Source organism: Mycobacterium sp. ITM-2016-00318 (genome assembly GCF_002968285.2).
GTDB lineage: Bacteria > Actinomycetota > Actinomycetes > Mycobacteriales > Mycobacteriaceae > Mycobacterium.
In genome coordinates this window covers 5,162,582-5,178,008 of sequence record NZ_CP134400.1, presented here as the reverse complement: position 1 = coordinate 5,178,008, position 15,427 = coordinate 5,162,582, and the positions used below count along the sequence as shown (strand labels likewise).

Below are 15,427 nucleotides of genomic sequence, written 5' to 3'. Positions count from 1 at the left end.
CACGGGTTCGCGCAAACACAACACCCCGCGAGCCCGTAAGGCCCGCGGGGTGTCGCATCAGGCGAGGAGTTACTTCTCCAGGTCGAAGCGGTCGTTGTTCACGACCTTTACCCAGGCGGCGACGAAGTCCTCGACGAACTTGCCCTTGCTGTCGTCCTGCGCGTACACCTCGACGATGCCGCGCAGCACCGAATTAGACCCGAACACAAGGTCATTCGCCGTGGCGGTCCACTTGACCGCCCCCGAGGAACGGTCGGTACCCTCGTAGACGTTCTCCGTCGACTTCGACGGCTTCCACTCCGTGCTCATGTCGAGCAGGTTGGCGAAGAAGTCGTTGGACAGAACGCCGGGCTTGTCGGTGAACACGCCGTGCTTGCTGCCGCCGTGGTTCACGTTCAGCGCACGCAGGCCGCCGATCAGCACCGCCAACTCCGGAGCCGTCAGGTTCAGCATGTACGCCTTCTCGACGAGCAGCTGTTCCAGGGGCGCCTTCTCGCCGGGACGCACGAAGTTGCGGAACCCGTCGGCCCGCGGTTCGAGCACCGCGAACGACTCGGCGTCGGTCTGCTCCTGCGACGCGTCGGTGCGACCCGGCGCGAAGTACACGTCGATCTCGAAGCCGGCGTCGCGCGCCGCCTTCTCGACCGCCGCCGAACCGCCAAGCACGATCAGGTCGGCCAGCGAGACCTTCTTACCGCCCGCGCTGTTGAAGTCCCGCTGGATCGACTCGAGCACCGGCAGCACCTGAGCCAGCTCGGCAGGCTCGTTCGCCTCCCAGTTCTTCTGCGGTTCGAGGCGAATCCGGGCACCGTTGGCGCCACCGCGCTTGTCGGTGCCGCGGAAGCTCGCCGCCGCCGACCACGCCGTCTTCACCAGCTGCTGCAAGGACAGACCGGAATCGAGCAGCTTGCCCTTCAGCGAGGCGATGTCGGCATCGTCGATCAGCTGACCCTCGACCGCAGGCACCGGGTCCTGCCACAGCTGCGGCTCGGCCACCCAGGGCCCCAGGTAACGCTCGATCGGGCCCATGTCGCGGTGCATCAGCTTGTACCACGCCTTGGCGAACGCCTCGTTGAGCTCCTCGGGGTGCTCGAGCCACCGCCGGGTGATCTCGCCGTAGATGGGGTCGACCCGCATCGAGATGTCGGTGACCAGCATCGTCGGCTTGCGGTTGGGTCCGCCGAACGGATCCGGGATGGTCGCCTCGGCATCCTTGGCCTCGAACTGCCATGCGCCGGCCGGGCTCTTGGTGAGCTCCCATTCGTGGCCGTAGAGGATCTCGAGGTAGGCGTTGCTCCACTTGGTCGGCGTGTTCGTCCACACGACCTCGAGGCCGCTGGTGATCGTGTCGCCTGCCTTGCCGGAGCCGAACGGGCACTTCCAGCCCAGACCCTGCTGCTCGATCGGGGCGCCCTCTGGCTCGGGTCCCATGCCTTCGTCCGGGCCCGCGCCGTGGGTCTTGCCGAGGGTGTGGCCGCCGACGATCAGTGCAGCGGTCTCCTCATCGTTCATCGCCATCCGGCCGAAGGTCTCGCGGATGTCGTGTGCCGCAGCCAGCGGATCCGGTTTACCCTCGGGCCCTTCGGGATTCACGTAGATCAGGCCCATGGTGGTGGCGCCGAACGGCTCGGCCAGCTTGCGGTCGCTGTCGTTCGTGCCGCCGTAGCGTGCGTCGGTGCCCAGCCAGCTGTCCTCCTGGCCCCACAGCATCTCCTCGGGCTCCCAGATGTCTTCGCGGCCGAAGGCGAAGCCGAACGTCTTGAAGCCGGCCGACTCCAGCGCGGCGTTGCCTGCGTAAGCGATGAGGTCGGCCCAGGAGATCTTGTTGCCGTACTTCTGCTTGATCGGCCACAGCAGCCGGCGCGCCTTGTCCAGGTTCGCGTTGTCGGGCCAGCTGTTGAGCGGGGCGAAGCGCTGCGCGCCCTGCCCGGCGCCGCCGCGCCCGTCGAAGATCCGGTAGGTGCCTGCGGCGTGCCAGCTCATCCGGATGAACAGGCCTGCGTAGCTGCCGTAGTCGGCGGGCCACCAGTCCTGCGACGTGTTGATCAGGTCGATGACGTCGCGTTTGAACGCTTCGACGTCGAGTTTGGCGAACTCCTCGGCGTAGCTGAAGTCCGCACCGAGCGGATTGCCCTTCTCGTTCTGTTTGTGCAGCACCGACACGTCGACCTGCTCCGGCCACCAATCCCTGTTGGTCAGCGGAGCATGCGATTTCGGCTTCGGCGAATCGATGACCGGGTTCTCGCTCTCGCTGTCACTAGCCGTCCTGGAGTCGTCGTGCGGCGGGCGAGCGTCAGATGTATCAGATGACACAGCATTCCTTCCGGGAGTGGTGGGTGTTACGGGCTGTGATCACGGTTGTGATCGCAAGGTGTGCGCGGGCGCACAGTCGGGGCACAGGCCCCAGTAGATGACCTCGGCCTCGTCGATGGAGAAGCCGGCAAGGGAGCCGTCGTCGTCGGACGCGGTCAGGCATGGTGCCTCCCCGACGGCGCAGTCCACATCGGCGATGACGCCACAGGACCGGCAGACGACGTGATGGTGGTTATCGCCGACCCGTGACTCGTACCGGGCCACCGAACCGGACGGCTGAATCTTTCGCAGCAGGCCCGCCGTCGCCAGCGTGCTGAGCGAGTCGTAGACCGCCTGATGCGAGACGTCGGGCAGATCGGCACGAACGGCGCGAATGATGGAGTCGGTATCGGCGTGCGGATGGGCGTGCACCGCGGTGAGTACCGCGACGCGGGGTCGGGTCACACGTAGGGTGGCGCCCCGCAGCATCTGCTGGAAGTCCTCCGCCGTAGGCACGTTCGAAAGTCTTGTACCTTTTCTGGAATAAGTCAAGAAAATCTACAGGGCGCTTATTTCCAGCCAGTCGTCGATCATGAACGCGTCGCCACGCGCCACCACGGTTGCGCCGCCGTGCCCCGGATAGTGCGCTGGAATCACCGGCGCGCGCCGCCGCGAGGCATCCGTCAGCACCCGCTTGCGGGTGACCGCGGCGGCCACAGGGTCCTCGTCGAAGGCGCACGGATCGTCGGGCCGGTGCAACTGCACCGGGCTGTGGGTCAAGTCGCCGACGAACACGGCGGGCCTTCCCGCATCGAGCCACAGCACCGACGAACCGGGACTGTGCCCCGGGGCGGGCCGCAACCGAAGCGATTCGCTGATCCGATGGTCCTGGGACCACAGCTCGATCTGCCCCGCGTCGTCGACCGGCGCAATGCTGTCAGCCCACACGACCAGGCTCTGCTCCCGGCGGCCCTGCTCGTCCTCGGTCCGTGCCTGCGGCCTGCCGCTCGCGTTCTCGGGATGGAAGTGGCGGTAGTCGGCCTCCGGAACGAGGTAGCGCGCGTTGGGAAAAGTCGGCACCCAGGAGTCGTTGTCGCGCTTGGTATTCCACCCGACGTGATCGGAATGCAGATGCGTGTTGACGACGACGTCGACGGCGTCTGCTTCCACGCCGGCCCGCTGCAACGCTTCGAGGTAGTCGGTGTCGAGATGGTCCAGCGGCGCCATCGCGGCGCGGTCGCGGCCGTTGCCCGCACCGGTGTCGACCAGCACGGTCAGCCCGTCGACCTCCACGACCCAGGTCTGCAGTGCGATCCGCCAGGCCTCGTCGGTCCAGAACGTCGGCGAGAACTGCGCAGCGAGATCACGCCATGCCTCGGGGGGTGTCTGCGGGAAGAGGGCCAGCGGCAGGTGACCGACCTGCCATTCGACGACGCGGATTAGCGTCGCGGCGCCCAACTCGATGCGGTCGACCACACCTGAGCACCCTACGGGCTCACGCGCCGACCCGAATCCTGTTGGGCTTCCACAGCCCGCTGCGCGTCGCCGTGCCCAAGTCGAGCTGCGCCGGCTCGGCCTCCACTATCGTTTCGAACTTGCGCAGTGACCCCCAGTCGCGGCCCCAGTCCCGCGACAGGTAGGTGGCCATCACATGGGCGCGCAACAGCAGATCGGAGATACCGAGCAGCCCGCCGTTGCGGCCGTCCTGCCAGGTGTCGGTGTCCTGCTTCTTGGCGGTGTAGTCCGGCGTGATGCGGAACTTCGGCACCTCGGTGACGCCGTTGGCGTGCAGCATCGGCTGCTGGCACGGGAACGCCAGCCCGACCGCCCAGTCCATCAGCACCGGCTGCTGCGATCCGACGTACTCCTGCAGCGACCGCAGTTCGGGCACCCGCGGCGGGGTAACGGCGATCCAGTCCCCGGGTGTCAGCGAGAGATCCTCGGCCACAACACGAACCGCGACCGCATCGGCGGGAATCTGAGAGCGCGCGAAGCGCAGGTTGCGCCACGACGGCGCAATGGCGATGTCGTCGGGTACCAGCCGGCCACCGGGCACCGGAGCACCGTCGGGACCCGGCATCGCGTATTCCAGTTCGACGGTCTGCCCGTCGGTGTGCCCGTTGAGCACGCTGTTACCCGCGATGGTGCCCGCCGCGGTGACGACCACGAGCGGATGCGCGTCGTCAGGCGCGGGCAGCTGGTACCACGCCGACGCTAGCTTGCTCTGCTGCTGCAGCGCGCCCTCGGCGTAGGTGCCCGCGATCGGTACCCTGGCCGGGTCGAGGCCGTAGGGCAGCGGAACCTTCGAGCCGTTGACGCCCTCGGTCTTTCGCTTGGCGGACGTGTCCCAGTCGTAGTCGGTGCCCGGCATCGGCAGCGTCAGCCGGATCGCTTCGGCGACAATGCGATCGGGCACGCCACCAGGGGAGAACCCGACTGGCTTCTCGCCGCCGAGCGGTCCGAGCGGACCGTAGTCACCAGGCAGCGGCGCCATGAATCCGTCGTTGGTGTCGGGTTCGACGAGCACGTCGTCGGCCAGGCCGCAGCCGCCGGTGAATGCGCGCAGGTTGGCCCATCCATTCGAGTATGTGGGGTACTGGCGCACGACGCCGACGAGCATCGAGGCGACGAACACCATCACCATGAAGCCCGCGGCAAGCGGAATCGGCGCAGCGGTGAGCGCGCGGGCGAATCGGCCGCCGCCGCGCTCGCGCGGCGCGAAGTGCAGCCACACGGTGTAGATCGCGGCGATTGCGAACAGCACGAAGAAAATTGTGCTGATGGTGATTCCGGCGATCTTCGGCATCGCGTTGTTGAACGGCACCCCGAAGCTCGAGACGTACCACCAGCCGTTGGTCGACGAGAAGCACAGCGCCATCACGAACAGCACCGCTGTCACCACGGTCATCCGGTTGCGTGACCAGCGGAGCACCGCAGGCGACACCAGTACGGTGGCGAGCGCCGCCATCGCCGCCCCGACCGCGGCGAACAGGCCGAAGTGATGCACCCACTTGGTCGGGGTGAACATCAGGAAGAACATCGTGCCGAAGATGATGCCGATCAGGCGCCAGGCCGGACCGCGCGCAACGCCTGCAACCCGCTTGCGCCGCAACAGCACGAACATCGAGATGAACAGGCTCAGCACCGCCACCATGAAACCGAACCGCCGCGACAGCGAGCCGTCCACCGTCGGCAGGAACAGGTAGTAATAGCGCAGGTTCTCGGTGTACCACGCCTGGCTCGGACCGATATCGGTGCGAATCCTCGTCGCCTCCAACACCGTCGCCAGCGTCTGGTCGGCGAACACCACGGTCAGCACCACGGTGCCCGCGGCGAGCAGCGGCGCGATCAGCGGCCAGGTCCCGACGATGTGGTGCCTGCGCACCAGGATGCGCAGCAGCGGGCGTCCGCCCGCCAGCAGTGCGGCCACCGCGATCAGCCCGGTCGGCTGGATCCCGAGGGTGAACGCCGCGGCGATCACGGCAAGCGCAGCGGGTGTCATCCGCCCCGAGCTGATGGCCCGCTCGATCAGTACATAGGTGATCAGCGCGCCCACGGCGATCTGCCCCTCGGGACGAAGACCGTTGTTGAACGGCATCCACGCCGCGAGCAGGACCAGGCCCGCCGCCCAGAGCGCGGGCTTCGACGCGGCGACCGCAGGCCCCAACCGCGGCAGCACCTCTCGCGACAGGAGCAGCCAACACACCAGTGCGGCTATCAGATCCGGCAGGCGCATCCAAATGCTCGCGTCGCTGACATGGGTCATCAGCGCCAGCAGGTTGTAGTACCAGCCGAACGGGTCCTCGGGGCTGCCGAACCATCTGAAGTAGTTCGACATGTAGCCGGCATGGTCGGCCACGCGCGCCATGCCGAGGATGTATCCGTCGTCAGACGAGTTGGCACCTGCGACGTGCCACAGCAGGAACGTGCCCACCACGACGACGTCGGCGGCGCTGAAGGTGCGCCAGCGGGCCGGGATCAGGCTGTGCATCCGCCTGCCGTCGAGGCGGTCGAGGCGCCACAGGGCGAGCAGCGCGATGATCGTGGCAGCGATTCCACCGAGCATGGCGGCCAGCTTCAAAGCCGTTGGCTTGGTGGAGAACCGGGTGTCCAGGGCGGCCGACACCGAAAGGCCGGGCGGTGCGGGGCCGACGAGATCGGTGAAGATGCCGACGATCTGCGGGCGCAGATTGGGATCGCTGAAGCCGGTGCGCTGCTCCTTTCCGGTGGTCGGGTCGGTGAGCCCGACGAAGGTGGCGAACGTGCCTGCATCGGTCGAGGTGATCTCGATCCGCTGACAATTCGGGGCAACGACGCGCGAGCGCGGCACGCTCGCGACGACGACGTTGCGGTCGGTGATGTCGACGCGCTGCGCGTTGACGTTGACGAACAGCGCGGCGAGGGCTGCCTGCTTGCCGCCCTTGGGTGCCGTCGAAAGCACCGTGCCACCGTTGGGTGGCAGCGAGCGGACCACGTCGCACGGCACCGTCACCGTCATCGTCACCGGCACCTGCGTGATCAGCGGCGCCGTAACGTCGTTCAGCTGGCCGTTCTGCGGCCAGTTCAGCGTCGCGGTGGTCTGCACGACCGGTAGCAGCGGGGTGGCCACAGACAGCACGAAGCCGATCAGGCCCGCGATCGTCGCCACCCAACGGGTGGCCCTGATATCGCTCATGGCAGCGCCCTGATCGGGCCGCTACGCGTCCAGCCGCGCACCGTCACCGAACCCTGATCGATGGCGGCGTCGGGAGCCTCGGCTTCGGGCACCAACCGGAAGTAGCGCTCGATCGCACCCCAGTCGCGGTACCAGTCGTCGCGCAGATAGGACGGCACGCTGTCGGACCGCAGCAGCGCCTTGGTGAGCAGCAGCGGGCCGCCGTCCTCGGAGGATTGCCACTGGTTCGACGACACCACTGTCTGCTTGAGGTTCGGAAGAATTCGATACTCCGGAACTTGAGCCACGCCAAGGTGTTCGGAGAACGGCCGCTGGCACGGGAAGTTCGCCGCGGTGGCGATGTCCATCAGCACAGGGGCGTCGGAGCCGAGCAGTTGCTGGGCCGTCTCGAGGACCGGCACACGCGGCGGCGTGAACGCGAACCACTGGTCGGTGGACAGGTTCGGGTCGTCGGCGACAAGGCGAACCACGTTGGCCTCCTGCGGCGCCCACGCAAGCGGGAAACGCAGGTTGCGCCACGCCTTCTGCATGAAGATATCGATCGGCTGAACCTGCCCGAGAGCCTGGTAGGAGCCGTCCGGCCGGTGCACGCCCCACTGCAGCTTGAGTGACTGACCGTAGTTGAAGGAGCCGTCTTCCTCGTAGTACCAGATCGCTCCTGCCGCAGCGACTGTCACCAGCGGGCGGTCCGGCGTGCGCGGCGGCAGTTGGTACCACGAGGAGGTCGCCTTGGCCGCGACGGTGTTCTCGTCGTAGCTGCCCATCACCGGCGTGCGCTTCGGGTCGAGGCCGAACGGCAGGAAGACCCGCGACCCGTTGACGCCTTCGGGTCCGTAGCCGCCGCTGGCGCCCGCGGCGTAGCCCACGCCGGCGTTCGGCTTGTTCGGCGAGCCGTCGGAGTTGACGGTTCCCGGGTTGGCGACGACGGGCTCGGAGGGTTCGAGGGTGTCGCTGACGCCGTTCGGGTTGAACCCGACGGGGTTCTCGCCGCCCAGCGGGCCGTACTTGCCGAAGCGCTGGCCCGGAACTGGTTGCAGCATGCCGGCATTCGTGTCGGTTTCCACCAGTACGTCATCGGCCATCGCGCAGCTGGCGCTGCTCAGGCCGGAGGTCAGCGCCGAGACGTTGGCCTTGGCGGTGGTGTAGACGGGATAGCGCCCGGCGGCGCCCTTGGCCATCGAGCCCACCTCGAGCACGACCATGATCACCGCCACCACGAGTAGCGGGGTCGACGCGAGCGCGCGGTTCCGACCGGTGTCGGCGACCTCGGTGTGCCCGGCGTAGTCCATCCGGAAGTGCAGCCAGCCCGCCAGAAGGCCGGTCAGTATCGCGAGCGCCAGGAAGATGAACGTGACAGGCACGCCCGCGATCACGGGTTGCTTGTCGAACCACGGCACACCGTAGTTGCCGACGTAGAACCAGGCGTTGATACCCGATGTGGCCCAAGCCAATATGAACAACAACGCGGTCACGTACACCACGAGGTTGCGTCGGGTCTGCAGGCCAACGCGCGCGAACACGAATGCGGTCACCGCGCCGAGTGCGCCCGCCAGCCCGGCGAAGGCGCCGAACTGCACGGCCCACTTGGTCGGGGTGAAGGTGAGCAGCAGCAGCCCGACCGCGGTGCTGCCGATCAAACGCCACACCGGACCCGACGCGACGCCGGGTGCGTGTCCGCGGCGCAGCAGCACCGTGATCATTCCGAAGAGGCACAGCAGCATCACGAGCACGGCGAACCGGCGGGTGAGCGACGAGTCGGTGCTGTCCTCGACGGTGAGGAAGTAGTAGCGCAGGAATTCCTGGTACCAGGCGATCGTGGGACCGACGACGTACTTGATGCGCGCGGCCTCGGCGACGGTGGCCAGCGTCTGATCCCGGAAGACGATGACGAAGATCAGCGACATGGCGGCAAGCAGCGGCGCAAGAGGAACGACCAATCCGTCGATCGGGCGGCGGAATCGGATGTGGCGGGCGATGGCCCTGGCGCCGACCAGAATCGGGGCAAGCGCGATGAGACCCTGCGGGGCGGTGGTGACGCTGAACACCGCGATGACGATCGCCGCCGCCGCCGGCCACAGCCTGCGGGTGCCAATGGCGTTCTCCACCAGCACCCACGCGGCGACGGTGCCGAAGGCGATGATCGGTTCCGGTCGCAGGCCGTTGTTGAACGGCAGCCACGCGGCGAGGAACACCGCGCCCGCGGTGAGCACCGCGACCCGGTTGAGGGCGACCCGCCTGCCCAGTCGGGGCAGCATGCACCGGCTGATGATCAACCAGGTGCCGATCGCCGCGGCGGTGGCGGGCAGCCGCATCCAGACCCCGGCGGTGCTTATCGACGCCAGTTGGGCGAGCACGCTCTGGTACCAGTCGAACGGCGCCTCGCTCGCGCCGAAGAACCGGTAGTAGTTGGCCGTGTAGCCGGCGTCCGCCGACACCCGCGCGATGGCCAGGTTGTAACCGTCGTCGGAGCTGATCGCACCGATGAGGTGCCACAGCAGCAGGGTGCCCACCACCCCGGCGTCGGTGAGCCACGTGACGGGCCCGGCGCGAAGGAAGCGCCGCCAGGCGCGGGGCACGGCTCTGCCCGATGCCCTGTCGAGAACCGCGAGGGCCGCGATCGAGGCGAGCACCAGCACGACGCCGAGCACCATGGCGGCCAGCTTCAGCGCCGTCGGTGTGGTGATGAAACGGGTGTCGACGTCGATGCGCGCGGACAGGCCCGGGCTCGATGCCGCCGCCCTGAGGTCGGTGAAGATCCCGACGACCTGAGGTTTCTTCTCCGGGGCCAGCGTCCCTGCGGAACCGGTGATCCCGACGAAGTCGGCGCCGACCTGCCCGGTGGTGGCCCAGATGTGCAGCACGCTGCAGTTGCCCGCGGCCACCGCGGGCCTGGGGGCGGCCGCCGCCACCGAATCCCGGAACGCAACGAACACCGTGTCGGCGTTGGCGCGGACGAACAGCGCGCCCTTGGTCGCCTCGGTCGCCTCACGCGGCACCGTGGACAGCACGACACCGCCTTGGGCAGGCAGCGTGGCGATGGCCTGGCAGGGGATCGAGATGTCGAGGGCCTGCGGAGCGCCGGACACCAGCGGGGCGGTGATATCGGTGACCATGCCCGATGCCTGCTGCGGCCAGTTGATGGTGGCGGTGGTCTGCTTCACCGGCAGCAGCGGGACCAGTGCACACAGCAGTATTCCTGCGATGCCCGCGACGACGGCGACGAGCCGGGCGATGGCGGAGCCTCGGGTCCGCTCGGTCTCGTCGCGTGGCACGAGGGTCGATGTTAGGCGACGTCGCTAATAACGCAGCGGCGCCGGGCTCCAGAGCCCGCTTCGCGTGGCCGAACCGAGATCAAGCCGCGCCGGCTCTGCGTCGCGGTAGTACGGCGTGAACTGCTGCAGCTCGCCCCAGTCGCGGAACCAGTCGTCCTTCAGATACGACGGCAACGTCGTCGCGCGCAGCAGCAACTCGCTGATGCCGAGCGGGCCGCCACCCACGTTGTCCATCACCGGCGAGTTCGCCTCGGCACCGAACCGGTCCGGCGTGATGCGCCACTTCGGCACTTCGATGACACCGTTGCGGTGGTCGTAGGGGCGCTGGCACGGCAAGGCCATGCCGACCAGCCAGTCCAGCAGCACGGGGTCCTGCGAGCCGACGACGTCCTGCAGCGTGCGCAGCTGCGGGATCCGCGGCGGGGTGACCGCGATCCAGTGCTGCGGCGAGAGATCGTCATCGGTGGCGACCAGCCGCACCCGGGTGGCATCGGGAGGAATGGCGGACAGCGGGGCCCTCAGATTGCGCCACGCGGGCGGGGCGCCGACGTCGGCGAACCCGACGCTGCCGTTCGGCTCGCCGTCGTCATCCGCCCATTGCATGACGATGTCGCCTGCATCGAAGCGTCCAGCCGCGGCGACGACGAGGATGGACGAGGACCGATCGCGCTCGGCCCAGTCGGCGGGAAGCCGGTACCACGCGGATCGGAGCACCGCCGGTTGCTGCGTGCCGCTGCGCCAGCTGCCCATGACGGGGGTGTGGGCCGGGTCGAGGGTGAACGGCAGCCGCGCGCGGGAACCGTTGATGCCGACGCCGGCCGTTGTGCCGCCTTCTGTGCCGCTCTGGCTGGTCTCGTCGTCGTCGCCCTCTGCCGAGTCGGCGAAGTTGCTCGACGTCCCCGGTCCACCTCCGATGACTTCGTCCGCCGACAGGTTGGTCGGGATGTTGTTGGGCCCGAATCCCTCCGTGGTGGAGCCCGCGAGGGCGTCGGCAGGCGCACCGTCCGCCGGCGTCAACATGCCTGCGTTGGGATCCCGCTCGACCATCACGTAGTCGGCGAGCGCGCAGCGATTCCCTGCGATGGCACCGAGATTGGATCGGCCGTTCGACCATGCAGGCCACAGATCGATCACGCCGAGCGTGAGTGACAGCACCTCGAACACGACCAGCAGCCATGCGGCAATCGCCAACGGCGACTGTAGGATTCGCGCCAACCGGCGACCGCTCTTATCGGGCGGTGATCGATCGTGACCGTAGAAGTGGAACCAGGCGGCCAGCAGAAGCGCGACGACGGCAAGACCGAGCAGCATGGTGGTGAAGCCGAAGTGCCACTCGGGGAACTGATTCGACCACGGCACACCGAAGTTGGAGACATACCACCAGCCGTTGACGCTGGCGAACGACAACGCCATCACGAACAGCACGGCCGCGGCGAACATGGTGCGGTTGCGCCGGGACTTCATCGCCGCGGCGGTGACCGCGACGGCGGCGAGCGCACCGAGCGATCCGGCAAGGCCCGCGAAAACCCCGAAGTGATGCGTCCACTTGGTCGGCGTGAACATCATCGCGAGGAAGGAGATGATCGTGATGCCGATGATGCGCCTGCTGGGCCCCACAGCGGTGCCGGGAATTCTGCCCTTGCGCAGAGTCATCGCCACCGAAACCGCCAGAGCGAGTAGCACGGTGAGGACACCGAACCGGCGCGCGACCGACCCGTCGGGGGTCGCCATGAACAGTCGCTCGTAGCGCACGTGTTCGTCGAACCAGCTCAAGCTCGGTCCGACGGCCGACTTGAACGTGCTGGCCTGTATTTCAGCGGCGAAGGTCTGATCTCGGAAGATCAGGATGATGGTGACCGTGCACGCGGCCAGCACAGGTGCGAGCAACGCGAGGTAGCCGAATCGCGAAGTATGGCTGGCGACAATGGTTTTCAGCGGCCCGACGGCGACGAGCAGCGCGCCGACGGCCGCGATTCCGGTCGGGCCGGAGAACAGTGTCAGCGCGCCGATGATGATCGCGATCGCCACCGGGAGCACTCGGCTGGTGGCCACGCCCCGCTCGACCGAGCACCAGGTCAGCAGGATGCCCAGCGCGATGATCGGCTCGGGTCGTAGACCGTTGTTCAGCGGCAGCCAGAACGCCAGGAACATGCCCGCGGCCGTCCATTTCGCCGCCGGGTTGGTCTTCACGGCGTGACCGAGCCGCGGGATCACCTCGCGGCTGATCACCCACCAGCAGACGATCGCCATCACCAGCGTCGGCAGCCGCACCCATGCGCTGTGAGTGCTGACCTGCGCCCACAGCGCGAGCAGGTCGTAGTACCAGCCGAACGGCGCTTCCGGCGTGCCGAACCACCGGTAGTAGTTGGCCATGTAACCGGCGTGTTCGGAGACCCGCGCCATGGTCAGGATGTAGCCGTCGTCGGCGGTGTTGGCGCCGACGAAGTGCCACCACACCAGCACCGCTATCACCAGAGCGTCCAACGGCCGGACCGTCCACCATCGCGGTGGGAGGAATCGCCGGTGTCGCATGCCGTCGGCGGTGTCGAGGACGTGCAGCGCACCGAGTGCGACGACCGTCATCGCGACACCGACGATCATCACGATGAGCTTCAGCAGCGTCGGGGACGTGCTGTAGCGGGAATCCACGGTCGCCGAGAACGTCAGACCTGGAGGTGCGGGCCCGGCCAGATCGGTGAATACGCCGACGATCTGGGGCCGGAAGTCGTAGCCGCTGCGCTCACCGCGGAGGGGACCGCCCGGATCGTCGGCTGGATTGTTCGAGGGTCCCTGAACAAGGCCGACGAACTCGCCGGTGACCTTGTCGGCGTGCGCGGTGAACGTCAGCTTCTGGCATGCGGGGCTGAGGACCTGCTGCAGCGGAGCGCTGACGACCGGGGTGTTGCGGACGATGACGAGCAGGTCGTTGTTGACCCGTTCGATGAGCAGGCCGCGGTCGACGGCCTTTCGGGACTGCTTCGGCACGGTGGACAGCAGGACGGTCCTGCCTGCGTTCTCCGGCCCGGCGAGGCCGGCGGCCACCGAACACGGCACGCTGATCTCGAGGTCGGTGGCCACATAGCCGATCAGCGGGGCGTTGACGCTCTGCAGCACGTCGTTCTGCGGCCAGTTCAGCTGCGCGGTCGTCTGCTTGACGGGCAGAAACGGGGTCGCGACGGCCAGCGCGGCGCCGAGCAGGCCGGTGACGACGGCGACCAACCGCGCGGTGCGGTGATTGGTTCCCTTCGCCCCGTCGCCGACCACGGGGGTTGATGGTAATTGGCCCGGCTGGGGCGACGTGTCGACGGCCATCATCCGCCCTCGGGTAGGCGGATGGCCAAGACGAACGGCCCGATGTCGGAGACGCTCCATCGCCGGTCGTCGAACAGTGCGGCGTCGAGCGGCACCTGATAGCGACGCACATTGGGCTGGTTCGGATAGACGTCTTCGGCCAGCCGCAGTGTGTAGGTGTCGGCCGAATCGCCCGCGCCGCCGCGACGCATGAGGAACACCGTCGGCGCCTGCCACGGCAGGCTGTCGAGTGCGGCGATGAACTGGTCGGGGCGCTCGATGGTGGCCCAGCGTTCGATGGCCGCCGCGCGCTCGGCGAATTGGGCGAGCGGGTTGGCGTAGTGCGACGTGAGCCCCTGGAACCCGTAATACGGGTAGTACGACAGGAAGCTGTAGTCGGCGGTCAACACGATGGTTTCGGCGCGGGGCCTTCCGGTCACCTCCGAGATCCTGGTGTCGATCTCGCGGTAGTACTTCTCAGCACCCGGCGGACGACGATCGGCGCGCTGGCCGTCGCCGTCGGTATCGGTGTACGCGACGACGATGTCGGAGCGCAGCACGTCGGGGATGTCCTGGGCGAACGTCATCGCGCCGAGCGCGCCGACGGCTCCTGCGGCGACGACGATCCGCTGTGTCGCATCGGGGCTGTACCGGCGCGCCAGGGCGAGGGTCAGTTCGATGAACCCGAAGGTGCCCGCCGCGGTCAGCAGGACGGTCACGGTGGGCTGCAGCCGGAACGACAGCAGGGTGGAGCCGGCGAGCGTGGAGAGCATCGACAGCAGCGACCAGGCGTAGACGGCGACCACGCCGAACGCGAGGCCCGCCGCGCGCGTCGAACTGCGGGCCCGTACCACGAGCCACACCGTGCCCAGCATGCAGAGCGCGCCGAGCAGCGTGAACTCGAGCATCGGGAAGGACAGCTGCGCGCCGTCGGGCGGCAGATAGTGGGTCGCGGTGCCGGAATCTGCGGCTTTCCCGCTGACCGCCGCCAATAGGTATGGCAGCCAACCGATCAGCGCAATCGCACCGGTGATCAGCCCGGCGAGGACCAGTCGCAGAAGGGGTTCGGCGCTGCGGCGCGCGATGGCGAGCATTACGGCCATGATGACCACGGCGAATGCGGTGTAGCCGAGCAGCAGTGTGTAGAACAGCGCGGCGACGCCGAGGAAGACGCCGACGCCGACGACCGCCGCCCATCCGCCTGCTCGCGTCCGGCCGCGCAATCCCGACCACGCCAGGATGAGCACCGGTGGCAGAAGGACGGTGATGACGGCGGCGTACGGCTCTGCGGGCGAATAGGCCAGGGTCGCGGCGGCCGTCGCGGTGGAGACGATCAGCGCATACTCGAACCGGATCATGCTCGCCCACAGGGCAAAAGCGAGCACGATCGCGATGGCGATCGACGTGATCGCCCACGGTTTGAACATCTCCCACGCCGGTGTGCCGGTCAGTGCCGCTGCCCGCCCGCCGACCCAGAACCAGCCCGCCGGGTAGTACGGCGGCAGGCCGAAGTAGGTCATGTCGCGCAACGCGGCGGTGTCGGTGAGCCGGGTCAGGTACTCGGTGCGGAACTGCTGATCGACGGAGATGCCGAACAGGTAGAGCTTGGTGGCGCCGAGTGGCATGGCGAGCGTGACGACCGAGAACGCCGACAGGAAGACCAGTGCGCCGGCGCGAGCCACAAGACGTCTGCCCCGCCGCCAGAGCCATCCGGAGGCAAGTATTGCTGCCAGACAAGCGAACTGGCCGACGGTGGTGAGCGCGTGCAGCTGGTTGGAGGAGTTGTATGCGGGCCACTGGACCTGGGCGATCGCCGTCATCGCGACGGCCGAGACGAGGACCGCGACCACGACCGCCACCGCCATCTGACCGAGCACGGCCAGCGCGCCCCGCATCA

At 68.0% G+C, this 15,427-nt stretch carries 7 protein-coding genes; all 7 read right to left on the bottom strand.

Translation table 11 applies throughout. From position 1 onward, the window contains the following. Positions 1-69: 69 nt before the first annotated feature. The 7 genes from katG to C6A82_RS25480 all read right to left on the bottom strand — a co-directional run bounded on the left by katG (position 70) and on the right by C6A82_RS25480 (position 15,425). Positions 70-2,313, bottom strand: coding sequence for a catalase/peroxidase HPI (katG, locus tag C6A82_RS25510; protein WP_311101537.1), 2,244 nt, complete (start codon positions 2,311-2,313; stop codon positions 70-72). A gap of 39 nt (positions 2,314-2,352) precedes the next feature. Beyond that, complete coding sequence (locus tag C6A82_RS25505) at positions 2,353-2,781, bottom strand: Fur family transcriptional regulator (RefSeq protein ID WP_199193806.1); 429 nt, start codon at positions 2,779-2,781, stop codon at positions 2,353-2,355. Between the two features lie 69 nt (positions 2,782-2,850). Further along, positions 2,851-3,768, bottom strand: coding sequence for an MBL fold metallo-hydrolase (locus tag C6A82_RS25500; RefSeq protein WP_105345979.1), 918 nt, complete (start codon positions 3,766-3,768; stop codon positions 2,851-2,853). Between the two features lie 19 nt (positions 3,769-3,787). Next, positions 3,788-6,967 carry an arabinosyltransferase domain-containing protein gene (locus C6A82_RS25495; protein ID WP_105345978.1) on the bottom strand — a complete coding sequence of 1,060 codons (3,180 nt, stop codon included), beginning with the start codon at positions 6,965-6,967 and terminating at the stop codon, positions 3,788-3,790. Continuing rightward, on the bottom strand, positions 6,964-10,239 hold the full coding sequence (locus tag C6A82_RS25490) for an arabinosyltransferase domain-containing protein (RefSeq protein ID WP_105345976.1): 3,276 nt from the start codon (positions 10,237-10,239) through the stop codon (positions 6,964-6,966). The genes C6A82_RS25495 and C6A82_RS25490 overlap by 4 nt, the downstream gene beginning before the upstream one ends. A 24-nt stretch (positions 10,240-10,263) precedes the next feature. After that, complete coding sequence (locus tag C6A82_RS25485) at positions 10,264-13,551, bottom strand: arabinosyltransferase domain-containing protein (RefSeq protein ID WP_105345974.1); 3,288 nt, start codon at positions 13,549-13,551, stop codon at positions 10,264-10,266. Further along, on the bottom strand, positions 13,551-15,425 hold the full coding sequence (locus tag C6A82_RS25480) for a galactan 5-O-arabinofuranosyltransferase (protein ID WP_105345972.1): 1,875 nt from the start codon (positions 15,423-15,425) through the stop codon (positions 13,551-13,553). Before C6A82_RS25480 ends, C6A82_RS25485 begins: the two co-directional genes overlap by 1 nt. Between the last annotated feature and the right edge of the window lie 2 nt (positions 15,426-15,427).